This window comes from Ferruginibacter sp. HRS2-29, from assembly GCF_024343615.1.
In the GTDB taxonomy this organism is placed as follows: Bacteria; Bacteroidota; Bacteroidia; order Chitinophagales; family Chitinophagaceae; genus Ferruginibacter.
The window spans coordinates 1-23,804 of sequence record NZ_RJUB01000137.1 but is presented as its reverse complement, the minus strand read 5'-3'; the positions used below and the strand labels follow the sequence as shown (position 1 = coordinate 23,804).

Genomic DNA, 23,804 nt, shown 5'->3' with positions numbered 1-23,804 from the left:
AACCTTCCAGGTAAAAAAGCCTGTTTTCACAACCAGTATAATAGCGCTGTTGTAAAATTTTGGGTTGTTGTTGTTTTGATCTGTCAAAAACAATATTTAAACTTTAAAACTTACAACAATGGGACAGTCAGCCTCTATCAAAGATCTTAAAGCGCAAAACACCGAATTCAGCGCCTACCTCGATCAGTGCACCGCCAACCTGATGACATCGGCAGCCAACGACCTTGCGGCCTTTACCGCAGGTACTGATAGCTTTTACACCAAAAACAACTGGGACCAGCAGGAACTGGGCAATGGCCTCAATAAGAACTACCAGCAGGTAGATGAATTTTCGCTGGACAACGTGGCCAAAATGGTGAACGCCATTGCCGTGGGTATCCTCGGTCAATCTGCAGATCCGTCTACACCGGCAGGATCGGATGTACCGGCCGGTACCAATATGACGCCCCTCCCCGACGTAGCAACGGCCATGCTGGGTTTTGAAGGCCTGGCAGCCAAAGCCGCGGTATCAATCATTACCGATATCCTGAGCCTCTTTACCACCAAAACAACTTCCTCTTACAGCAACAACATCGTGCGCCAGTCGCTGGCCCCGGGCCTTACGCTGCACCTGTTTGCCTTCGACGCCAGCTTTCAGCAAAAAGGTTTCTTCAACAACAACTCTATCATCGAATCGTTTTTTTCGTACAAACTCATCTATTCCTTCCAGGAAGGAAAAACCCAGGGGGATGTAAAATATATGCAGCAGCACGAACAGCTGATAGCCAAGCTTTCTGCTACCCAGCTTTCTGTGCAGGATAAATACGATACGGCCCTTGCAGACAGTGATGGCTCCACTGCCGCCACACTGAAGATCAACAACCTGAAATCTACGCTCGACCAGATCACTTCCGGTATTGAAGAATACCGGACGGAAATAGATACGGTTACTGCAAAATACCCGGCTAAAAGCTAAACCCATCCATGCTACGCGGCTTCGCTGCTGCACAACCCGGTGCTGCCTGTGCGGGCCGCGTAGCTTTTTTTTGCTGGTTTATTTATTCATCCTTAAAAAATTTATGTCATGGGACAAACAGCTTCTGTAGCACAGCTGCTCCGCCAGAACGGGCAGTTCAACACATTTCTTACACAGGCAAAAACCGCCCTGCTTGCCAAAGCAGGCACCGACCTGGCCACATTTGACGCAGGCACCGATAACTTTTACAGCTCCAACGGGTGGGACAGGCAGCCGATGAGTGTGGGACAGTTTACCAACCTGCAGTTTTCAAACGAATCTGCCGCCGATATCATTACCGCTATGGTGAAAGCCATTGCGGCCGGTATTTTTGGAGATGGTAACGTGCCGCAGGGCGCTACCGTGGATGCAAAGGGCCGGGCGGCAGCAGCACCCGCTTTTGCCGGGCTTGAAGAGCTTGCCACACAGGCTGCCCTCGCCAGCGTGGCCGGCATACTTAGTATGTTTGCCAGCAACGACGACACCGGCTATAAAACCGCTACCGTTCGCCAATCGCTGACGCCTGGCCTTACCCTCCATATTTTTGCCTGCACCCAAAGAGTGGATGTGCAAACTTTTGGCAAAAGCGAAGCGCTTATGCTTATCTATTTTAATTATGAGCTGATCTATTCCTTTAAAGAAGCGCAGGAGCAGCAGGATATGGAATTTATAGCACAGCACCAGCAGCTTATCGGCCAGCTGAAAACAACGCAGGCTACCCTTCAGCAAAAATATAATGCCGCTATTGCCGGCGGAAGCTTTGCGCAGAACGCGGCTATCCTGCTTGGAATGATAAATATGATCACTGCCAATATAGCCGCTTACCAGACCGAAATAGATGCCGTAAAAGCAAAGTATGCCGGCAGCAAATGAACTAATGCAAACAATTATTGACCTGGAACACTTGCGACAATTACCTCCACAATGAAGTGACTAACTGCACTTTTGGGTAGCTGCTTTAGTATGGATCCGGGCACCGGAAATTTTTAACTGCTCATTATTCACCTTAATTAAAAAAAACAGCCATGAATATTTTATATATGAACCAAGGCGGCGGCGGCAACTGGGGCGCCATCCCGTACAAAAATTTTGACATCATCTGCCTGGCGGAAGGTTCGGTAGAAAAAGAAGGTTTTATTACCAATTACCAGAGCCATACCAAACCCGCCATGACCGTGAGCACCCGCGAAAACGAAGGCCGGCTCATCACCGCTGCCAGGGACCTGGATGAAGCGGTACAGGAAGTGCGGCCGTTTGTAACCTTCCAGGTACCGCAGGTGAACATACGGGTGGTGTTCTTTCATTTGAAATCGGGCAACAAAAAATATGCTACAGAGGCGCTCGCACATGCGGTGGAAAGGTTCCTGGTATTAACGGGCAATAATGCCGATGTGCCAACACTGTGGATCGGCGATTTCAACCGATCAACTTATGAGCCACTGTTGAAGCTGGAAATAAACTTTAAAAATGACATCCTGTTCATGGGCGGGGGTGTTTCCAAATGGGACCTCGACTGGGCGGTAAAAACGGGCGACTGGACAAACCTGGACGTAAAAGCCCGGGAAGCATCGAGGTCAGGCGATAACCAGCACGTTGCCATCGGTGTCAGTATCAACAGAAGGGACTGATAAGCTGATGGCAAACCCCCTGGCATTTCCCGGGGGGATGGCCCAGCTGGCGCCAATCATGTTGAGCCGGCTTTCGATATTCTTGATGCCCATGCCGCTGGCAGAGGTGCCGTATTCAAACCCGGTACCATCATCGCGATAGCTGATCTGCATGCCCTCACCGGCAGCCACCACGCCGATGTGGATGCTGCCGGCTCTGGCATGCCTGATGGTATTGTTAATGAGTTCGGCCAGCACACGGTACAGCGCCATAGCCGTGTTGTTACCCATGCGGTGCGGTATATTTTTTTCTGAAAAATCAAGCGAAACGCTGATAGCGCCGGTACGGTTCACTGTATCACACAGTTCATGCACGGCATCGTGAAACCCGAAATTGCCGCTGATATGCGGCGAAAGGTTGTGTGCTATCTGCCGTACATTTTTTATCACCTGGTCGATCATATTTTTAGATTGCCGGGTAAAAATCCCTGCTGCTTCGGAAGTTTCCGCAGCTGCATGTTTTTCAATGAGCATACGCAGTGATGATAAAACGGCCCCTACTTCATCATGCAGGTCGCTGCCAATACGGTTGCGTTCCGTTTCCTGCGAAGTGATGACTGCCTGCAACAATGTTTTCTGATGCAGTATTTCCGCAGCGGCTAGCTGTTTTTGCTTTTGCAGCAACTTATTCTGGTGGCGTACCTGCAGCAATATGAAACCGGTGATGATCATACCGATACCGGCTACGCTGATAACGATGAGGAGATAAAAGCTGTCGTTCATTTTTTATATTTACTGAAACCGATGCTGATAAAAATAAACATCAGTATGCTTAATGCCGCATGAATGTTCCAGATGAGGATGAAGTTTTTTACAGACACATATTCGAGCGCCATATTGGAAAATGTGAACAATAAAAACGAACTGGAGAAATACAACAGCAGCCCGCTCACGAACCAGTTGAGCGGTATTTCCGGCCAGGTATGCTGTATATCCTCGTCCTTATGCCACCAGTATAAAAAGCAACAAAGTATGATCAGCAACGATTGCAGCGAAAGTGTATAGGAATTAAAGGTGAGTATGGGCTGAAAAAACAGGCTGTTGATCAGCCCTGCAACCGGGAACAATATGATACCCCACAGGATATATGTTGCAAAAATCTTCTGCCGGAAGAGCTCATAAAAAAAATACAGCATGAGCATCGTTTCTACTACCGTGCCGGCGTGGTACAGCGGCGTGTTGGGAAGATGATAAAAGGCCAGCGCCGATGATGCGATGCTGATGACCGCATTTGCCAGCAGGTACCACAGCAGTACCCTGGCTTCTTTTGGAAGGGCCGGGTACCGCACTGCCCCCATCGCCACCGGCAATAAGATACATGCGGGAGCGGCCACATTCATGAAAATGTATTCAGGTTTCATAGCCTTGCGGTATCAGTAAAGTGTTTTATCCGTATCGCATAGTTTGGGGCAGGGCTGGGTGATATCGTAGATGGAAGATTTCTCGTCAACGATTTCGGTGGATTTTGTTTTAGCTGTAACGGGTGCCACCAGGTCGTAGGTAAGTTCGTTCTTATCCCATACGCCGGGTACGCTGGTGTCTTTCTGATGCTGGTATACCGGCACGAGTATCAGGTCTACCGGGTAATCTTCCGCGTCAATTTTATTGCCGGGGCCCAGCACTTCCAGTTCGGGAAGCGGAAAGGTAAAATAAGCCCGTACACCCACGATGTTGATCGGCTGTACCAGGGTTGTACCCGCCTCGGTAATGCTGGTGATGGTTTTGGCCATGCTCACGATCTGCGACAGATCGTCCAGCGGGATAAACGTTCCCCGGGGTATCTTACCGCTTTCATCTTTATAAAAATTGAGCATCAGTTTTTTAAAGTTGACCATGCGTTGCTTTGCATCGGCAGTGGTGAGTACACCGGTTTGGGGAGGGAGTTTTAACGGATCTAATTTTGGAATTGACATGGGCAGGGTTTGAGTTGTTATAAAATCATATTGATACTAGTGATGATAGCGCCGGAAACCATCAGAGTTTTATTAATATACTTGCAAATTTTTGCTCAATAAGTTTTTTTCGTTCTTCAACAAATAACTCAAAGTTCTCAACCTTCCATAACTCTTTATTTTTGGGTATCAGATGTAAATCAAGATAAGTGTTTGATTTATCAGAAAACCAAACTTCGGGCAAGATATCTGTCTTTCCGCTTGCTCCATTTTCTTGAGCAGTTAACAACATACAATTCCCGATCTGATCTCTATCCCACCATTTATATTTAAGTAAATCAAATCTTCCTGTACTTGGATTCTCATCTTTGATTTTTTTTAACTGGCTTTGAGGAAAAATGTGATCGACTTGAGGTTTGTTTTGTGAATAGGAAGGTTGATAATTAAAATTATACCACAAATTAAAAAGAAGATGAATTTCCTTTGACCCATAATAAGTCTGGAAAATGGTGTTTTTTGAAATCTCAAGATTTCTTCCGGCTTCCCTTATAACCCCAAAAATTTCATTTAGGTCAAACCCATTGATCTCGTTAATTTTATTTGTGCATTTATCAATTAATACATCAGGGCTACCACTAAAGGCACTGGCTAAAAGTGTCCTTAATAAATAGTGTTGAATATTTATCGCTTTGTTCCATTTATCTTTATAATGATATCTAAAGTATATTAAAGGAATCAAAACTAAATAAGATGGTAATGTTGCATCGGTCTTTATGAATGTCTTTCCATAAATAAAATCTTTTACGTCTCGAATTGCATCTGCAATATTTGTCCAATTATCAATTATACTTTGTCGGGTTTTAATATCTCTAAATTTTTCTACTTTATAAGCAGCCCCTTTACCAAAAACAGATAGGCAAGTTTTTAGAACAAAATCCCGATTGAACGAATATCCTGTTTTGTTGAGATCTTCCAACAAATCCTCCATTTTTTCGTCAGCCTCTTCCCACGATGAAGTTAGTAGTGAGAATAACAAGTCGGATTTTCCCAGTGGAGTTCCCCCAGAATTTGCCCTAATAAAAATTTCAACGATATCCTCTTCGGTATAAAGATCTGAATTGTCAACGCTATCTACTACCTGGTAAACTAAATTTTCCTCTGTACCAAAAATGCGAGTCAATTTTGCGACAATCCTAATTATTTTTTTGTTTTCTAATTCTGTGAGAGGGGTGTCAAATTTTGACTTTAGTAATTCAGCGGTCTCATCATATTCTTTATTGCTAAATACAATGTCTTTTAGTTTAAACCAGGGAGCTTTAATATCTTGATCGGCAATAAATTTAAATTTATACCGAATATCTTCTGGGGCAACTAATTCACCACTTAAAATGTTTAAACAAAGTTCCTTTTTTTCGTAGCTTCCAAGTAGCCCAATATACAATGATTGAAGTCTTTGCTGCCCATCAAGTACAAGCATTTTTTGTTTTTCATCCTCCGGTATATAGAAATCAGTTAATTTAATATCAAGCTTATAATTATCTATAAATTTTCTACGCCTGATTTTGCTTTTTGTTTTCCAAACTAAAAGTGTTCCGATCGGATATTCTCTCAAAATACTATCGAAAAGTCTCTCGATTTGATCTTCTTTCCAAACAAAAGGACGTTGTATATTAGGTAGCCAATACCCCCCATCTTGATCTGTATTGTTTAAATAACTAACAAATTTTCTAAAACTTTCTTTTGAATTTTTCATTTTACGTATCGTTTATCAAAATGTTTAGAATAGGCTTCAGTCAAATTTCCTATTTACAAAATTTACATCTTTACCAACTTGCGTGTATTTTTTCTGAAAGCTGTGTCAAGGAGGCATACTCAAAAAATACAGCAAAACCATCAATAGTTTCGCAAATACCAACCATGTGTTATTGAAAATAAATTGCAGCTAAGTGGAAGACATAAGGTTACGGTATAACAATACTAACAATTCCTCTTGATACCTGCAAATATTAACCCTCTAACTTAAAAAAGTAGCACGGCTGTGTTTTGGGTTACCGTAAGTAGGAAGGATATTGGAATAGGAAATTACCATCCTCATAATCACTAACTTTATACTGCAGTTAACCTAATTACCCCACACGTGGATATCATTACCTACTTTCCGCAAAGCAAATTATTGCAGCCGTTCATCGACCGCTATTATTTTTTAAAAACTACGGATGCAGCTTTCAGCAGCCGCTATTACGTATTCCCTTCCATGATAACGCCGCTGAACATTCACAAAAATGTAGATGTTCACATGGGCGATCATCATATTGCCGTAAAAGGATCTGCAGCCCATAACTACCCGCTGATACTACAGGGCATGCGCAAAAAGCCCCTGGCTGTGGAACTTGCAGGTGAGCTGGATAAGATCACCATCCTTTTTAAACCGCTCGGGCTGAATCATTTTATTAAAAAACCGTTTAGTGATGTATCCACCAAAAGCTCCCAACTATTTACCGAATGGGAAGATGAGGAAGGCTTCGAAGAATTCATCACCTCTTTTTATGCTACTGATGATAACAACAACAGGATAGATATTTTAGAGAACTTCCTACTTGGCATCTTTGCACCGGTAAAAAACTTTGCGGCCTTCAGCAAAGCCGTGCAGCAACTGGCCGATTTCAATGAAGAGAAACCCATTACCGATATTACCGCGGGGCTTGGCTGGAGCGGCCGCACATTCGACCGGCATTTCAAATCGCTGATAGGCATTACGCCCGCAGGCTTCCGGAAGATCGCCCGATTTCGCCACTCGATGAATAATAAAGTGTTGAACGAACGCTTCACTTCATTGACCGCCCTGGGGTATGAAAGCAATTTTTACGACCAGGCGTATTTTATCAATGTGTACAAGGAGATCACCGGCCTCAACCCGGGAACCTTCTTCAAAAAAATAACCACACACCCGGAAGCCGGACTTTTTTTCCAGTATTATTAAATTTGGCTGAAATTTACAATTTCAGGATCTTCCATAGCTTTTACTTTGTAAAAAAAGTAACGTATGTTCAGATTATTATTGGCACTCCTCTTTGTTTCCAACCTGGCAACCGGCCAGCGGGTAGATACCATCTCCATTGCCTCGAAAGTATTTAATGAAGAAAGGAAAATAAAGATAGCCTTGCCGGATGAGTATTACGATAAGCCGGATAACCGGTACATGGTGGCCTATTTATTCGATGCACAGTCGGAAGATTTTTTTAATTTTTATACGGCTACGGTGCGGTACCTTTCGGCACAGGGATATATTCAACCGCTCATAGTGGTGGGCATTGCCTCTACCAACCGGCAGTACGAATTTACGCCCGCGCCGCAGACTGCCGCAGGCGTGAAATATTTTCAAAAGAGTGGCGGCGCTCCATTACTGGCGCAGCACCTGGGCAGCGAAGTGATGCCGCTCATCGCGAAAAAATACCGTACCATTCCGTATAACATCGGGCTGGGCCATTCGCTGGGGGGTACTTTTGTTACTTTCTGTATGCTCAACGATCCAAAATTGTTCAATGCCGCGATATCCATCAGCCCCAATTACCAGTTTGATAATTTGCAGCTCGTGCATAAATTCGACAGCCTGGCCACAAAAGAAAAAATGGACCATAAGTTCTTTTACCTGGCGCATGGCAACGGCGATAATTACGAAGACAATTTTAAAATCGGCGCAGGTAAAATAGACAGCCTGCTCGTACAAAAAAATATACCAGGACTGCGTTGGGAATACAAAAACATGGATAATCATAGCCATGGCACTACACCCATGGAAGGTTTTTTTAAAGGCCTCGTAGCGCTCGACAGCCAGCTCAACCTGCCTTACGAAACAATGATGTCATTTTTTAAAGATACACAGGCTGTATTTATCGAACAGGTAAAGGCGTATTATAAACCTGTAACCGCGTGGGCGGGCATCGCCCTGCCGCTGGCAGACCAGGTGAACACGATGGCTTATAACTGTTTTTACAGCAACCAAAAAGCAGCAGCGATAGCGCTGCTGAAATGGGGCACTACCCTGCACCCCGACAACATCAACCTATACGACAGCATGGGCGAAATAATGCAGGATGGCGGTGATAAAACCGGCGCCGAAGCTGCTTATAAAAAAGGCCTGGAAGTACTGGCCAAGCAAAAAGAAAGATACGATACGAAGCGGTACCAATCGTTGCAGGAAGGGTTTAAGAACCGGCTGAAGGGATTATCAACGGGCAGTTCAGGGCATTAGCCAGTTGTAATCCTAACGCTATCGCCCCGCACTTGTAAAGGCCGCAAAAGCTGTGCTACCTGCCTGCATCCTCTTCTTTGTCTTTGCCTGTACCATCGCTGGCAGGTGCCGGCTCGCCGGGGTTGGGTTCGCCCTTTGCCAGGTCGCCGTCTACTTCGGCATCGGCGGTAGTATCCCTGTCCATATCCGCATTTTCTTTACCGCTTTTTCCGGGGCCGGTGCCCGGGGCTGGTGGCTGGGGGTGCTGTTGTGGATTGGTCATAATGAGATGTTTAACGTGAAATCAATATGTATCCTAAAGTATGCCAGATTAAGATGTATGATCTATGATGTATGATCTATGATCTCTTTTGGTTTGAAGTATGTTGTTATCTCAGTAACTCCTTTCCAATCGTGACAAACCCAGATCATAGATCTTACATTATACATTTCTTCCGCTTTGAAGTATGTTATTATCTCAGTAACTCCTTTCCAGTCGTGACAAACCCAGATCATAGATCTTACATCATAGATCATACATTTCTTGAAGTATGCTGTTATCTCAGTAACTCCTCTCCAGTCGTGAGAAACCCAGATCATAGATCTTACATCATACATCATAGATTGTCCTTACCTTGCCGACATGATACACAGCGTTATTGGCAGAGAAAAAGTAAAGGGCGACATAAAGCCCCTTCATTACAACAAACGTACTGCTCCCGAACTGGTAGTGGGCGGCGAATATTTTGTGTGTTATGTAAACAACGATACTTACCCCTGCGTGGTAACGGCCATTACCCACAACCCCACCGGCAAGGATAAGGTAGACATTGAAATTCCGGTGAGGGCGGAGTCGAAAAAAGGGTTTATAGATGCCGATGGAAATATATCGCATCATTGGGTGGCGAAAAAAACAGTATATGCCGATGAGATAGGCCTCACCAGGGAACATGCCGTGGAAAACAGGGTGATGAGGAAATGATGCTGTTTGGTTGGGGGGACCTTATCAACCTGCTTTACTTTCTGTAATACTTCTGTACTTCATCCAGCAACTTTTGCAGCCTTGCCTGCCTGCTCATATCTTCCGGTAAGGGCGCCCCGATATGAAAATAGTCTGTCTTTTCGGTGGCCCTCAGCACGGTGCTGCCATTATTGGCCGTATACGTACTTACTTCCTTCCCATCAAATTCAAGTATCAGGTAAAGGTCGTAGGCCACCCGGCGGATCTTGTTTACCGGCGCTTCTGTACGGGTAATGGTTACCGCACCGTCTTCTTTGCGATAGCTGATGGTTACCGATAATATTCCTGCTTTGCTGATAGCATAGGCAGTATCTACCGTCATCTTTTCTCCTTCAAAAGCCCAGTGCTGTTGGGTGGAGTGCCGGATGATATCATTGAGTTCGGCCACAAATGCGGCTTCGGCTTTTTGTTTTGTCTGGGCTGTTAAGGCCAGCGAAAAAGATAAACATACCAGCAGCAGAAAGGGTCTCATAATTTTATATTGATAAATAAAGATGAATAATATTTTGTTAACTCCTGTGTTTAACCAGGTGCCGCCGGCAAAATTTTTCCAATTGTTCTCTATATTGTAGCATTTACCCGCATTGTATAAATCAACCTTATGCCCGCCAAACCCTGCCTGTTCTTTTGCCTCCTGGCCATTGTATGTCTCTTTTCGTGTACCACCACACCCGCCGAGCGGCAAATGAAAATTCATGGCAACATCCGGAATTTCCCTTTCAAAAAAGTATACCTCACCGATGCCCACTACTGGCAAAAGCTGCTGGACTCTGCCACGGTAGAAAACGGTGTGTTTGATTTTGCCCTGGATACTTCGGCTTTTCAAACCCCGTTCCAGGCCAGCATTTATTATTTTGATCAAACCAACAAACAGCATTCCCTGCACCTCATCAACTACCGCAGAACTACCGCGAAAGATACTTTTGGTAATGGCAGCTTCATGCTCAGTTACGACTCGCTGGAGATCTCCGGCGATTTCAACTCCAGGTTTCAGCGGTTGCACATTAAACCAACCCCGGAGAACGATCTGTTCTTTGAAGAAAAAGCCATCAAAGTGGTGCTCTCTAAAAACGCCCAAAGGGTGGATGAACTCATTAAAGACCATCCCTCTTCTTACTACCTCCTTTCGGAAATAAACAACTGGAAATCTTTTTACTCCCCAAAAGAACTCACCCGGTTTATCAGCCTCTTCAACAACAAGGTAGCAGCCTCACCAATGGCGAAACTCATAACAGACTTTGCCGGTAATATTCCCGAAGACGGGCAACTGCCTGCCGCCATTATTTTTGAAAATGATCATCTGCAACCTGTCAACCTGTTTGAAAACAACAACAGCCCCCTGAAAATGATCATCTTCTGGGCCAGCTGGTGTGGCCCCTGCCGCCAGGAAATACCACAACTGAAAGAGATCTACCACAGCGCCGATCCATCAAAACTTACCATGATCAACGTTTCCATCGATGAGGATCCTGCAGCCTGGAAAACAGCGATGCAGGAAGAGAAAATGCCCTGGGGCCAATTGCGGGTGCCTGCTGCCAGCCTGGCCAAAACGCGGGCACAGTTTGGGTTTACCTCCATACCGCATATTGTATTTACCAACAAGAACAATAAGATCGTAAAAGTATTCCGCGGGTTTTACGCCGATAATATAGAGAAGTACACCGCCTTCATTCAATCGTACCTGGCGGCCAGGCAGCCATTTTGATTTGCGCTGCGCAAAGCCTACATTGTATATCATTTGTTGTAAAATAAACTGTTATCAACCATGCTGTACCCGATCTCACTAACCATCGGCATCATCCTGCTGGGCATTTCGCTTTACCTTTTTAAAGGATCGCTGGCTTTCATTAAAATAACGAAAGAACTACAGCAACGGTAGTTGAACTGATTGAAAAAACGGACTCAGACGGTACCAGCTATACCCCCATCTTCCGGTTTAAAACAAACGCGAACAGGGAAGTCACTTTTCGGTACCCCTTTTCCACGGCACCATCCAGCTGGGAGGTAGGAGACGAAACTACCATAGTGTACGACATGAACAACCCATCATCGGCCAAAGTACTCACTTACTTCGGCGTCTTCAGCTGGACGGTAGCATTGATGGCTATAGCCATGCCACTGATTGTGATTGGCGGGGGATATTATGTGGCACAGCATTTTTTGAAATGAGGGGGGCATTTACCGGCATACAACCTTTCTTTTTCTTAAAATAGACTGCAAAAGCGGAGCAACAATTATTGTAGTCATCCATACCTAAAACGGGTAATATGTAAGTTTAAACTTTATCACTTGCATTGCCTGGGGAAAGGGCATAACCCTAATTCTTCCGGATGTCTTTGTTAATAAAAAATGGTGTTGAATGTTCTATCCGGTTTCCGCTGGAATCTATCTGATAGATGATCTTAGCATCGCTCTTTATTAATAGTTTATCAGAAATCAGAAGTTTGTCAATATTTGCCCGGTCGAGAAAAATGAAACTGTCTTTTATGGTATAAGTTCCATGAGTGCTGTGTGAACTTATTAATGCACCGCTAAAAAACTCGTAGGTGTTGTCTGTGCGTAATACCAGGCCAGATCCCCCAACGCCCGGACTATATCCCGCCTGAATAAGGACAGGTATGTCGCCTGGTTTATTCATATGGTTTAATGTATATAGAGTACTGCTGATTATTATTACTACAATAGCTGTAGGTACAAAACTCCGGATCGATTTTGTGGTGCTGACCTTTACCATATCGGATAGCAGGATGACAATGGGTATGATCAATCCTGCAACTAACAACAAAATAAAAAGCATGAAGCCGATCCCGTCATCGTTTTCATTGGAGTTCAGATAAATCAGGCCCCCGGCTACAATAGCGAGTATTAAGACTCCTGTTTTGCTTGTTTTTGCTATCATAAGATTTTTAAAGAGTGAATACAACCGGATAGGCTTCAAGCATTCCAAAAAGTGTGGTCGCCATAGTAATGATCGCTATGTTCCTGATCGTTTTATCTGTCATCATGAAGATTTTTGTCGATATCGGGTTTTTCCATAAAGAAGCACTCCCCAAACTCAATTATTCTAGTTCCTGCATTTGTTTGAATTTCTATTTTTGTCTTTGTGGCTTCAATACGATTTCGTTTTGTTCCCCAGCTTTTAGTTACCTGTCCCATATTGATAATCTCCGAAATTGCAGGTTGTCCAAAAAATGGTATTTCGTCAATACCATAAAATGTAACGTCGGTAAATCTCAACACTCTTTGTTCAAATATATTGTCTTCCCAATTTGTGGGAAAATCTAACACGAAGTCAAGATAATGGTCTTGCGTATTTTCGGTAACTCCCAAAATTAGTGAGTCGTGAAATGAATGATCATCTATGTTCATAGTGTGCAGGGTAAAATTGCGTTATCAGTCCAATTATTTCTATTCATTTTTTATTGACATGTCATTTTAGAATGCCGCATAACGTTGCCGGGCCGGAGATGTTTGTTAAGTGCCGAACCAATGCCCGGCTTTGCAATTGGCTGATACTAACTTCTCCGGCCCCGGTTTGCCGCAAAGCTGACATTTTGTAACATTCTTCATTCTATAATTTCACTTTTCAGGTCCCCATTTAAAAAGTCGCAATCTAGTTTTACTAACGCATCCAACAGTTTTGCAGGAATATTCACGTCACCGAAATTCAACGGTAGTACCGGCCGTGCAATCAGGTCATATTGGTTTTTTGCAGTCAGCCTGTGTACGTCCTCGAAGTCAAAAGCGAACAATCCTTTTTCTGCATAAGAGGTCCAGTGGGAAACATTACGGGGGTCAGCCGTTGTCAAAACAAAAGAGGTTGATTTTGGTAATGAATTGATCAGCTGTTTTAACCCGATATAATTATCATAAGATTGTTTCACTTTGGCTGGAATGGGTGCATTCATTATTGCCGAAAACATTCCTATGTGGCCTTTGTTGTCTATTGCATACCAATCTAACTCATGCGCATAGGCACCATCTCTAATGACTTCCTCCCAGATTTCTTTTGTCATAAAATTATTGGTGTTATAATATTTATTAATAGAATTCAACTTTTTTGAGTTCCAATGCTTTAATTGGTTTTTTACTAAATTCTCCTGGCCCGATCTGTTTGTAACCATAATAAAACATTCTTGTCCGGGTGATTTTCACAATATTTTCGACATAGCTTTTTGCGACACTATCATATTGAATCAGCGCATAGAATTTTCGGCTTTTCCTCGTCACTTTTCCTTGATATATCTTAGGGTCGGTATTCGATTTTAAGATATATGTTGAATCATTTTTAATCTCTATTTCAAACGCCCCTTTTTTAGAAACAGGTTCATATCTATAAGTTCCTTCGATCTTCTGCGAAAAAGAATTACTAAAAGAAAATATCATTAAGCATACAAATATTGATTTTATTTTTTTTAAGTTAAAACTAATGATTAAGTTAACTACTAACATCCAAACAGAATTTAGTTAAGCCCGGTATCGCATAGTAGTGGTACAGCTGCTGATAGATATTCGGTCACCGACCTCAACTTTTAGTTATTCTCGAAATAAACTTCCAGATTTCTCTTCCTTTCATTGGTCTACGTTTTCAGGCAATCGCTGTAAATCATTCCCCGCATTGAACCTCCTTCATATAGATCTGCAATAGCCTTACAATGTGCTTCTTTATATTTTATCCAATTTCTTTGGGTTTGTATCAACGCTTGCTTCTGCTTTGTATCAGTTAACTTTTTCAATACCTTTTTGTACACCATGATCATTTCAGAATCGGCTTTTTGATATGCCGCAAAAGCTTCAGAGTTCATTTCTAATTGAGTTTGTCCAAACGCAACTATCCCGGAAAAAGAAAGTGTTATAATCAGTATTATTTTTTTCAAGCTTTGATTATTTAAAGGTTTGAGAGATAAAGCATAATGGGCAGCTATTGCCTATGGTGGAAAATTATTTTTTCATTCGCTTAAATTTACTGACAATAAACAGTCCGCCAGTACCCGGTAAAGAAGCAAGGGTCAAAATTATGTTTAGAAACAGATCTCCAACTGCAAACAAAATCGTCATTGCCTGGCCTTCCTAAAAACCTCTTTGTTTAGAACTGAACCATATTGAATAAAAAAGCCCTGTCAGCAAAAGCGAAACCAGGAAAGTCAGAAATAAATTTTGTAATAGCTTTTTCGTCACTTTAAATTTTTAAGGTGTGTCTTTTCACATTGCCGCTAACGTCCGGTGGCGTTGCGATGCTGTGTGGCAATTGCGAAAGGTCAGTTGGGTTTTGTACTAAGTTAAATAGAAATATGGAAGTTGAGCATTTGTTCATCAGCCACCCTATTGCAAAACCTTTAGCTAACTGCCGCTCATTCGTCAGCATTTTTGAATTGCCTTATAACCCAATTAATGTTGTCTATTCTTTGATACTTTGAATAAATGTAACCTTTGCTGATCAGATGATTTTTGTGGTATGGTTGCAAGCATCCATAATTTTTACCCCCCGCTTCCTATCTTCGCACCCAATGAAACCACTCCTCTCCTTCTTAGCAGTACTGTGCATGCACATGGCTGCTGCACAAACAACCTCCTCCACCTCCCGCCTTGCGGGTTATATTAAAGTATGGGGATTTGCCAAATATTATCACCCGGCCATGGGGTCGGGAAAGGTGGATGCGGATAGCGTGTTCCTGGCCAATATTGATAAAGTCCTGAAAGCCCCTGATACCAAAACTTTCCAGGCGGTGCTGTCGGGCATGTGGCAACAACTTGGGGCCGTGCCTGCCGGTAAGGCGAAGTACAGTACCGCGGGTTTGTTTACCCGCAACCTGCATACCGGCTGGATCGATACCGACAAACTTTTACCAACCGATGTGCGCCTTCAACTGCGGCAGCTCCGCCTGCAGGGTTATGCCGATACGGTACACCGCTACCTGCCCGAGAATTTTCACGAAGGTGATATCCCGGCCGAAGCAGCTTATAAAAATATCAGCTACCCATCCGTGCCTTACCAGCTGCTGGCGCTTGCCCGCTACTGGAATGCCATCGAATATCTTTATCCGTATGCCTACATGCTGAAAAAGCCGTGGGATAAGGTGCTGGCCGAGCAGCTGCCCGCTTTTACACAACCGATGGCCCCCACTGTGTTTGAAAAGCACCTGCTGCAGCTCAACGCCGCCATCACCGATTCGCATGGCGGCATTGTATCGGTGAAGAAATCCTCGCTGCTGTATGGCAGTTATTTTCCGCCGTTTGCTTTCCGCTTCGCGGGCGATACCATGGTGGTGACCGACTATATCGATACGGCCAGCTGCATGCGGCAGGATATCCACATTGGCGACCGGATCCTTACCGTGCGCAACAAGCCGGTGGCAAAAGCCCTGCAGGACTACGATGCCCTGGTGTCAGCTTCCAACAACCATAAAAAAAGGGCACTGTTCAGTTCCATGCGGCTGCTGTTGCCCTTCCGCGGGTTCGACAGCCTGGTACAAACCGGCATCCTGCGTTATGGTAAGCTGGTACAACAGCCGCTGCTGATGCAACAGGCCAGCCCCGCCTACCTGGCCACGCTTACCCAGCTGTACCAGCGGGAGACCGGCAACGGCACTACCACCAAAAACGATTTTGTGCTAAAGTCCATCAGCAACGACATAGCCTGGTTAGACGCCGCCAACCTCTCTATCCTTTACAACAGCAGCAACGACGACCGGCCCGTAGACTCGGTACTACAGCTGATGCTGCAGCACAAAAAAGCCATTGTGCTCGACCTGCGCTGTTATGCCACGCAGGCGGTTTTTTATAATAAGTTTCTCCCGGCCCTGGGCCGCAAGCTGCAGCCGTTTGTAAGGTTGCTGGCGCATGCCCCTCATTACCCGGGTGCTTATTACGAGTATGATATTTTTAGCGGTGTCAATCAGCCGCCCTTACTGCCAGCATACACCGGCAAACTGATCCTGCTCGTGAACGAAAACACCCACAGCCAATCGGAGCTCATCAGCATGATCCTCCAGGCCAGCGGCCCCACGATTACCGTGGGGACCCAAACCTCCGGCGCCGATGGCGACATCATCAACATGCCCATACCCGGCGGTTACACCCTTACCTTTTCGGGCAGGCACGTGAGCTACCGCGATGGTACGCCTTCGCAGCAAATGGGGGTGAAACGCGATGTGAAGGTGGTGGAAACTACGCAGGGTATTGCGGAAGGGAAGGATGAAGTGCTGGAAGCGGCGATGGGATTGTTGAAGCGGTAATGCTTTACAATAGCTTATCTGCTGGTCGTAAAATCAGTCACATAATCATACGAGGGCCACAGGTAAAATACAGAGCTCATCAATGGGTGTATATCGATGCCTTCTACATACAAATTTTTTGTCTTAATAACACCGGCCGGCCGGTTCCATACCAGGTAGCGCATATTCTTTGATCATGCGTGTGGTTACGGTAAAATAATTAAACCCCCGATAAAAAAAATTGCATCTACAAGGTTTTAGTTAAACCTCATAGATGCAATCGTTCTTATTTTATACATCTCATTTCTATTTCACCACAGTAAACTTCGTCACCTGTATATTTTCTCCATTTTTATCCGAGATCTTCAGCACATACACACCAGCGGGTAACTGGTTCACCGGAATCTGCAGGCGGCCGTTGGTTATGGTGTTAGCCGTTAGCTTAGTGCTGTAGCAGCTTCTGCCGTTCATGTCCACTATGGCTACCTGGGCGGTCGTATTGCTGCCGGTTGGTTTTATGTAGAGGTAGTCGCCCGTTGCCGGGTTAGGATATACAAGAAATTTGCCGGAGGGTTTATTTGATACTGTAAAGGATACCACCGAAGAGTAGGTGAAGCTGCCATCCCTGTCACGCATTTTCAACCGGTAAAAATATTGCGTGCCTGCTCCCATGTTGTCATCTACAAAAGCGTATCTGTTGCCAGCCTGCGACGGCACATCGCCGATGGCAACAAAACCACTGCCATCTACAGATCGTTCCACGTCGAAGCCGGCAGTATTTATTTCATTGGCCGTGGACCACTGCAGTGAAATTCCCGCAGGTACTTCTTTTCCTGTAAAGCTCAGCAACCTTAGTGGCAGGGCACTGTTTGTATTGCCCACTCCAAAAGGAGAGAACGTGGTTACATTGCTTAATGAAGTACTGTATGGACCAACGCCTGTGGCCGCACTTACAGGTGCTGGCATCCACAAGTTGCCGGTGTAATGAGAAGCACGGCTACCCGATCTCATAAAGCCCGGCAGCTCATCGCCACTGTTCCACTGGAAGCCGAGCGTTACGTCCGATCCGCCTGCTACGGTTTCTTTCACTATCCATGTTTTGTCCACATTACTGGTCAGCTGTACCGTTCCTGTTGGAACATCATTTACATCATAGGCATCAAATACATGATCGATTACACGTACAGTAAACTCATCGGCTGTTCCGGTATTGTTGATGGAAATAGGGGTAAAGGAACTGGCCGATCCTACAGGGAAGCTGATGGCCCCTGTTCTGCCTGCGGCACCAATTCCCTGTTGTTTCAATGCACCCGTTCCGTTGATAACGATATAAGAAGATGCATTGGCCCCGGTGATACTACCGCTGGCGGCTACCTGCAGATCAAATGCTCCCAGCAATAAAGTTCCGCTGGTAAGGGTAAGTGTATTGGCAATGCTTACTGGCCCCAGCAATGTTTTTGCCGAAGCACCGTCTATTTCCAATTGTGCGTATGCCGCACCGGGAATGGTTTGTGTGGTGCCAGAGAATTTGGCTTTGCCCGGCACTGTAAAAGTACCTGCGTTGGTGGCGGCGCCTTTTATTTCCAGCATGTTGCCGGTGCCGATGGTTAATACGGCCCCTGCTGCAATGTCGATGTTATTACAGATGGCATCGGTAATATCTACCCATGGCATATGGGTTACCGCTGAAGGAATGTATACGTTGGAAGTAACCACCGGAATTATTCCACAACTCCAGTTGCCCGGCTTCGACCATAAGGTATCGATAGCGCCGGTCCATGTGCACCTTGTTTGTATATAAGCGTTGGCACCAATATCTGTAGGCGTTAAAGCAGACCGTAACTGTCCGTCAAAATCATCTGTTATCCCAACGTTGGTGCCTTTGCCATCAACCAGCGATGGTTCAATTTCTGCGCTGATCCGAAGATCAGCTACAGTGTTGGCGGGATCCTTAAAGTAAGGGTCGCCGGAGTTGCTGCCTGCATCCTGGGCTGTGACGGTTTTCCAACCATTAAGGTCGGTAATATCCGCATTATTAAAGCGGCCGAATATAGCGCCCGATTGTGCCGAATGATACAGGTTATAATCAATAGTAAGCCCGTTTGAACCGGCTAATGATATAGCGTAATGTTTACTGGTTGCGCCTGCCGCATTGTTTCTCACATTTTCAAAAATATTATTCTGAATGCTGCGGGTGTTGGCGGTAAGTGTACTTGAAAATGCTGCGCTGTAAATAGTGGCTGCTCCGGTGGCCGGGGCACCTCCTATATATACACTGTTGTGCAGGAAGCTGTTGGTGCCTGCCGTTTCGTTGAACCCTGTTATATTAACCGGGGTATTGACATTGGCTCCCACAGAGATCATATTATTTTTATACAGCCCCGTTCCGTTATCGATACGAATGCCTGTTAAGGTTGCTCCCTCTGAAGCAGCAGAAGAATTCAATCCGTACACGAGGGTACGCTCTATCGTATTGGTAGCTGAACTATTCACTTCTATCCCCAGCACTTCCGTAGTGGCAGTAGTGGTAGTGGAAAGATTGTATACCTGGTTTTGCGAAAGCGCCTGGCTACCGGCCCCTGAAAGATTTACACCTATCATAGCGGCATTTATACCTGTGCCTGTTCCGCCGGCGGTGGTCATATTGCGGATGATATTTCCGGTAAAAGAGCCGTTTCCGCCTGAATTGTATATACCATTCACTTTTGTTGCGGCAGCGGTAGCGGTAACCATGATAGAATTAGCGATGCTGCCCCCGATGATATTGTTGTCACACTGCCACGAAGTGGTAGTCCCGATCAACCTGATACCGTAAAAATTTCTTGCAAAAGTTGTGGATGTATTTACAGCAACCCCTCCCATCACATTATTATTCACTACCGGGTTGCCGGCAGTATTGTTTACCAATATGCCCGCCACATCAGCCACAGAGGTTGCTGAAGAAGTATAGGTTATACTACCTGTTGCCAGCGTATCGCCAATGATATTCCCCTTTATATGGCCGATGTTTACCAAACCGTTGGCTACATAAATACCCTTGAAAGGAGCGCCGGTACCTGAACCCGAGCTGTTACCACTTATAGTGATGCCTGCAATGGTATTTCCCTGCACGCTGCTGGCAGCAGTAGTGCCTACATTTAAATATATAGGAACAAAACTAGCTGTGGTTGAAGCAGTATTGCTGAAAGCAAATGTGTATTTGCCGGTTGGCAGGCTATCTGCATAACCAATGGTATTGTCTGTTACCTCGTAGCCATTACCTGCCAGCGCATCAATGCTGATGGCACGATGGAACAGGTTTACGGATGTAAATGTCCTGGTAGCTGTCTGGTAAAATTTATTATTCGATATCACTACTGCACTGCTGCCGGCGCTGATATCTACGGCTGCCGAGCTTAATGTTGTCCTGAAAAAATTATAGATATTATTGTGGTCGATGATCAACCCGTCATTTTCTTTCCCGGTGGTTCCGCCGGCATAAATATGGCGGGTGGCCATTGAAGTAGTGCTTGACGATGTGATGTTACAATATGAAATGGTATTGTTATCATTACCGGTTGTTGTTGCCCCGCCAAAAACAATGGTTCCGTTGTTGCCGGTAGAAGCGATCGTTGCCGCCGCATTACCCATGATGGTACAGTTGGTCACTGTGTTGTTGCTGGCATCATTGACAAAGCGGATGGTAGCTGTTCCTGCAGAGCTAGCTACACTGGTATTAATAAACGACAAGGCGTTTCCACCGGTATTCAACCCGTCGATGGTCACATTATCTGCGCCGTTGAGATCGATCAATGGTAAGTTCGACAAGCCGCAGGCGATACTGCGTGCTGCGCCACCCGAAGGCTGAATGGAAATAGCTGTATAAGAAGCCGATCCGGTGCCGGATGCATTCAAGGTACAGGTAGCTGTTTCGGTGCTGTTAGCTGTAATGCGGATATTGATACTTCCCGTATGTATGCCATTATTGATGGCATCAAATGCTGCTCTGAGGCTGGAGTAACAAGCCGCTGCACCTGCTGTAGAAGTTACCGTTATGGGATTGGACGTTATTACCTGCGAAGCCGACACGGTACAACCAATGCCATTGGTGATGCTCACCGTATAAGTACCAACGATACTGATAGGATTGCTGTTGGCTGTTGTACTACCATTGCTCCAGTTGTAAGTTAACGGCCCTGCTGTGCCCGCTGCATCGCTGGCGGCAAGGATAATGGAACTTCCTGCACAAAAATAATTACTGCCGGTAATGGTGGTGGCCGGCGAAGCGTTCACGGTAGTAATTACCTGCGATTCGGTGGAGGTATTTCCACAGCTGTTGGTAATGGTAACGGTATATGTACCGGGCGCAGTAACAGGATTACTATTAGGTCCTGTGCTGCCATCGCTCCAGCTATAAGATGAAATGAACTGCCCCACACCCGAAGTATCCGCTACTTTAAGAGTGTATCCGCTGCAGATGGCCTGCGAAACTGCACCGGTAATAGCCGCTTTGGGAGGAGCGCTTGTACAGGTAGCAAATATCCATGCAGCGCCAACGCTGCTGTTGTCGTAAGGGCCGCCCATGATAACGGTGCTGCCGTCGGCAGAAATAGCCGACCCGGCTCCAAGCTTACCTACACCTACCTGGTCCCCTGCCCGCATTTTACTGCCCGATTGCGTCCATACTCCACCTGTACGGGTATATAACCAGCCACAGCCAATGGCGGAATTGTCGTTCCAGCCGCTTACCAATGCCCTGTTACCATCGTACGAAAGAGACACCGTTGAACCTTGCTGTACAGTGCCTATATAATCGTTACTTACCAGTTTGCTGCCTTGTTGGGTCCAGTTGTTGCCAGAGCGGGTGTACACCCAGGCGGCACCCACATGGCTATTATCCAGGTATCCGCCTACAATGGCGGTATTTCCATCACCAGACATGCCGACTGAAATCCCCTGCCACGACTGACCTACTGCATCGTTGCCCGCCAGCTTACCGGCCGGCTGCGACCATACGCCGGAAGAGCGTATCAATACATATGCTGATCCTATATTACCATTGTCATTTTTTGCCCCTACAATAGCCGTATTGCCGTCGTATGAAAGTGAGACCGACTGGCCAAAAGCGGTGGTACCCACTCCTCCGGTAGCTGTTATCTTATTTCCCTGCTGCGTCCATACCCCACCTGTACGGGTAAATGCCCATACGGCGCCTGCATAATTATTGTCTCCCTGCCCACCTACCAGTATGGTATTGCCATCGCCCGAAATGCCGACAGACCAGCCTTGTATAGGGCCGGTGGTCGAGCCTGTACCAACTAATTTGGGGCCCTGCTGGCTCCATACCCCGGCGGTACGGGTAAACACGTATGCCGCCCCCATAGGGTTGCTATCAAGATAGCCACCCACTACAGCCGTATTGCCGTCGGCAGATATAGACACAGAATAGCCCTGGTGGGGTGCACCTACGGCATCTGTAGCAACCATTTTGGGGCCCTGCTGCGCCCAGTTTACACCCGTACGGGTATAAAACCATACTGCTCCTACATTGCCATTGTCCTGGTCGCTACCCACAATAGCCGTATTGCCATCGGCAGAAATTGCTACCGATGTCCCCTGTGGGCTATAACCTATGGGGTTGGTGCCTACTAATTTATTTCCCTGCTGGCCAAGCAGCTGGGCATTGCTGATGCCTGTAAAAATGAAAAGGAACATCGCCAGAAAAATAGCTTGCAACTGCCATTTGGCTTTCAAAAAACTGATCGGTTTTCTCATGGTGGTTAGTGGGTTAAGAGGTAACGTATAGTGATGATAGATAAGAGTGGGTTATGTTTCGGGCATTACGGGTATGCCCGTTTCGCCGGCCGCCGGCCGTGGTATTTGCAGAGTATGGTTTGCTTCATTGTTAGATTTTGGATGCGGCTACCGCCGCCCGGCATTTATTAAGGTATACTGAATAACGCTTTATAAAAGAAAATAGTATGCAGAAATCATTGATTACAAAAAATCGGCTATAAAGTGGATGAAAGTGCTTTTCAGGTAGATGAAAAACAGTATCAGGGGATAAGAATGTGCTCCTCTTTTCTTAAAACCAACACCCTATGGAGCACCCGGGTCAGGTATGATCATTGATCCATCCTTTTACCACCGGGCCAAAAAGCTGGAAGTGAACGGTACTGTAAAAGCCAATACCATTGCCGTAGCAAGGGGCAACCAATATAATGTGCTGAAAACAGGGGCAGGCTGGAATTACTCTTGACGAAATTTTAAAACAACTGACAAATACTTTTTCTTTACAGTAAGAATAATGGATAAAAAAGACAACTTTGGGATTGACTCTTCTTCCCCCTCTGAGTTAATTCGGCCATTTATTTCTCCGAAAAATCCCATTGCCTTCCGTTGTTTTTCCCCATGCCACACCACCCCCATTCCATAGTTTTGAAAAAAACTGGTTATGTCAACATACAATTCCAATAAAGCAAGGTTCATATATTTTATTATAGAAAAAATGATACGCCGGATGGGCGATCATGATATTGTGACATTGAACGATATACAAAAGATCATAACCAACTCGGGCGAACTGGATGACAGCACAATAAATGACCTGGCCGAAAAAGCAGTTTTGTTGTTTCTCCCCGATACGCCTTTCAGCGAAAGGGTTAACTGACCGATCAACAAAATCGCGAGGGATACCGACAAAAAAACAAACATTGTTTCATTTAAAAAGTTTTCTATTAGAAAACTTTTTATTTACCTTTACAAAAAGTGTTTAATATCATTACAAGGCAAACATTACTGGAGTA

The 23,804-nt window shown here is 45.3% G+C and carries 23 protein-coding genes; 11 read left to right on the top strand and 12 right to left on the bottom strand.

The genetic code is table 11. The annotated features are described in order from the left end of the window. The first annotated feature begins 118 nt into the window (after window positions 1–118). From EGI32_RS15075 to EGI32_RS15065, 3 genes are all read left to right on the top strand, one after another. Window positions 119–955: a hypothetical protein gene (locus tag EGI32_RS15075; RefSeq protein ID WP_255156187.1), complete on the top strand. Its 837-nt coding sequence runs from the start codon at window positions 119–121 to the stop codon at window positions 953–955. Window positions 956–1,063: 108 nt separating this feature from the next. Further along, window positions 1,064–1,867: a hypothetical protein gene (locus EGI32_RS15070; protein WP_255156186.1), complete on the top strand. Its 804-nt coding sequence runs from the start codon at window positions 1,064–1,066 to the stop codon at window positions 1,865–1,867. Window positions 1,868–2,019: 152 nt separating this feature from the next. Next, complete coding sequence (locus EGI32_RS15065; RefSeq protein ID WP_255156185.1) at window positions 2,020–2,622, top strand: hypothetical protein; 603 nt, start codon at window positions 2,020–2,022, stop codon at window positions 2,620–2,622. Here the strand turns inward: EGI32_RS15065 and EGI32_RS15060 are convergent. From EGI32_RS15060 to EGI32_RS15045, 4 genes are all read right to left on the bottom strand, one after another. Further along, window positions 2,569–3,384, bottom strand: a complete 816-nt coding sequence (locus EGI32_RS15060) for a sensor histidine kinase (protein ID WP_255156184.1) — start codon at window positions 3,382–3,384, stop codon at window positions 2,569–2,571. The genes EGI32_RS15065 and EGI32_RS15060 overlap by 54 nt on opposite strands. Beyond that, window positions 3,381–4,022: a hypothetical protein gene (locus EGI32_RS15055; protein WP_255156183.1), complete on the bottom strand. Its 642-nt coding sequence runs from the start codon at window positions 4,020–4,022 to the stop codon at window positions 3,381–3,383. The genes EGI32_RS15060 and EGI32_RS15055 overlap by 4 nt, the downstream gene beginning before the upstream one ends. A 12-nt stretch (window positions 4,023–4,034) precedes the next feature. Further along, window positions 4,035–4,574 (bottom strand): hypothetical protein, encoded by a 540-nt coding sequence (locus tag EGI32_RS15050; protein WP_255156182.1) that lies wholly within the window; start codon window positions 4,572–4,574, stop codon window positions 4,035–4,037. A 61-nt stretch (window positions 4,575–4,635) separates the two neighbouring features. After that, window positions 4,636–6,306, bottom strand: coding sequence for a DUF262 domain-containing protein (locus tag EGI32_RS15045; protein WP_255156181.1), 1,671 nt, complete (start codon window positions 6,304–6,306; stop codon window positions 4,636–4,638). A gap of 384 nt (window positions 6,307–6,690) precedes the next feature. On the opposite strand from EGI32_RS15045, the gene EGI32_RS15040 reads away from it, so the two are divergent. Then, complete coding sequence (locus EGI32_RS15040; protein ID WP_255156180.1) at window positions 6,691–7,533, top strand: helix-turn-helix domain-containing protein; 843 nt, start codon at window positions 6,691–6,693, stop codon at window positions 7,531–7,533. Window positions 7,534–7,596: 63 nt separating this feature from the next. Continuing rightward, complete coding sequence (locus EGI32_RS15035; RefSeq protein ID WP_255156179.1) at window positions 7,597–8,805, top strand: alpha/beta hydrolase-fold protein; 1,209 nt, start codon at window positions 7,597–7,599, stop codon at window positions 8,803–8,805. Window positions 8,806–8,860: 55 nt separating this feature from the next. Here the strand turns inward: EGI32_RS15035 and EGI32_RS15030 are convergent, their stop codons facing one another. Then, window positions 8,861–9,067 carry a hypothetical protein gene (locus EGI32_RS15030; protein ID WP_255156178.1) on the bottom strand — a complete coding sequence of 69 codons (207 nt, stop codon included), beginning with the start codon at window positions 9,065–9,067 and terminating at the stop codon, window positions 8,861–8,863. A 360-nt stretch (window positions 9,068–9,427) separates the two neighbouring features. Here EGI32_RS15030 and EGI32_RS15025 point away from each other — a divergent pair, with 360 nt between their 5' ends. Next, window positions 9,428–9,766 (top strand): hypothetical protein, encoded by a 339-nt coding sequence (locus tag EGI32_RS15025; protein ID WP_255156177.1) that lies wholly within the window; start codon window positions 9,428–9,430, stop codon window positions 9,764–9,766. 34 nt (window positions 9,767–9,800) lie between these two features. Here the strand turns inward: EGI32_RS15025 and EGI32_RS15020 are convergent, their stop codons facing one another. Beyond that, window positions 9,801–10,277, bottom strand: a complete 477-nt coding sequence (locus EGI32_RS15020; protein WP_255156176.1) for a hypothetical protein — start codon at window positions 10,275–10,277, stop codon at window positions 9,801–9,803. 129 nt (window positions 10,278–10,406) lie between these two features. On the opposite strand from EGI32_RS15020, the gene EGI32_RS15015 reads away from it, so the two are divergent. Together EGI32_RS15015 and EGI32_RS21415 are read left to right on the top strand one after the other, a co-directional pair. Continuing rightward, complete coding sequence (locus EGI32_RS15015) at window positions 10,407–11,510, top strand: TlpA disulfide reductase family protein (RefSeq protein ID WP_255156175.1); 1,104 nt, start codon at window positions 10,407–10,409, stop codon at window positions 11,508–11,510. 179 nt (window positions 11,511–11,689) lie between these two features. After that, window positions 11,690–11,974, top strand: coding sequence for a DUF3592 domain-containing protein (locus EGI32_RS21415; RefSeq protein WP_369681672.1), 285 nt, complete (start codon window positions 11,690–11,692; stop codon window positions 11,972–11,974). Between the two features lie 148 nt (window positions 11,975–12,122). On the opposite strand, the gene EGI32_RS15005 is transcribed toward EGI32_RS21415, so the two are convergent. From EGI32_RS15005 to EGI32_RS14985, 5 genes are all read right to left on the bottom strand, one after another. Then, window positions 12,123–12,704, bottom strand: coding sequence for a hypothetical protein (locus tag EGI32_RS15005; protein ID WP_255156173.1), 582 nt, complete (start codon window positions 12,702–12,704; stop codon window positions 12,123–12,125). 92 nt (window positions 12,705–12,796) lie between these two features. Then, the gene (locus EGI32_RS15000; RefSeq protein WP_255156172.1) at window positions 12,797–13,174 is read right to left on the bottom strand and encodes a hypothetical protein; all 378 of its coding nucleotides are present in this window, start codon (window positions 13,172–13,174) and stop codon (window positions 12,797–12,799) included. A gap of 197 nt (window positions 13,175–13,371) precedes the next feature. After that, window positions 13,372–13,821: a hypothetical protein gene (locus tag EGI32_RS14995; RefSeq protein ID WP_255156171.1), complete on the bottom strand. Its 450-nt coding sequence runs from the start codon at window positions 13,819–13,821 to the stop codon at window positions 13,372–13,374. Window positions 13,822–13,846: 25 nt separating this feature from the next. Continuing rightward, entirely contained in the window at window positions 13,847–14,257 is a 411-nt protein-coding gene (locus tag EGI32_RS14990; protein WP_255156170.1) for a hypothetical protein, read from the bottom strand. Window positions 14,258–14,385: 128 nt separating this feature from the next. Further along, a complete protein-coding gene (locus EGI32_RS14985; RefSeq protein WP_255156169.1) occupies window positions 14,386–14,682 on the bottom strand; it encodes a lysozyme inhibitor LprI family protein in 297 nt (98 codons plus the stop codon). Between the two features lie 630 nt (window positions 14,683–15,312). On the opposite strand from EGI32_RS14985, the gene EGI32_RS14980 reads away from it, so the two are divergent. Beyond that, window positions 15,313–17,040: a S41 family peptidase gene (locus EGI32_RS14980; RefSeq protein ID WP_255156168.1), complete on the top strand. Its 1,728-nt coding sequence runs from the start codon at window positions 15,313–15,315 to the stop codon at window positions 17,038–17,040. A gap of 285 nt (window positions 17,041–17,325) precedes the next feature. On the opposite strand, the gene EGI32_RS14975 is transcribed toward EGI32_RS14980, so the two are convergent. After that, entirely contained in the window at window positions 17,326–22,773 is a 5,448-nt protein-coding gene (locus EGI32_RS14975) for a T9SS type A sorting domain-containing protein (protein ID WP_255156167.1), read from the bottom strand. A 346-nt stretch (window positions 22,774–23,119) separates the two neighbouring features. Here EGI32_RS14975 and EGI32_RS14970 point away from each other — a divergent pair, with 346 nt between their 5' ends. After that, window positions 23,120–23,257 (top strand): hypothetical protein, encoded by a 138-nt coding sequence (locus EGI32_RS14970; protein ID WP_255154962.1) that lies wholly within the window; start codon window positions 23,120–23,122, stop codon window positions 23,255–23,257. 195 nt (window positions 23,258–23,452) lie between these two features. After that, a complete protein-coding gene (locus EGI32_RS14965; RefSeq protein ID WP_255154961.1) occupies window positions 23,453–23,668 on the top strand; it encodes a hypothetical protein in 216 nt (71 codons plus the stop codon). The last annotated feature ends 136 nt before the right edge of the window (window positions 23,669–23,804 follow it).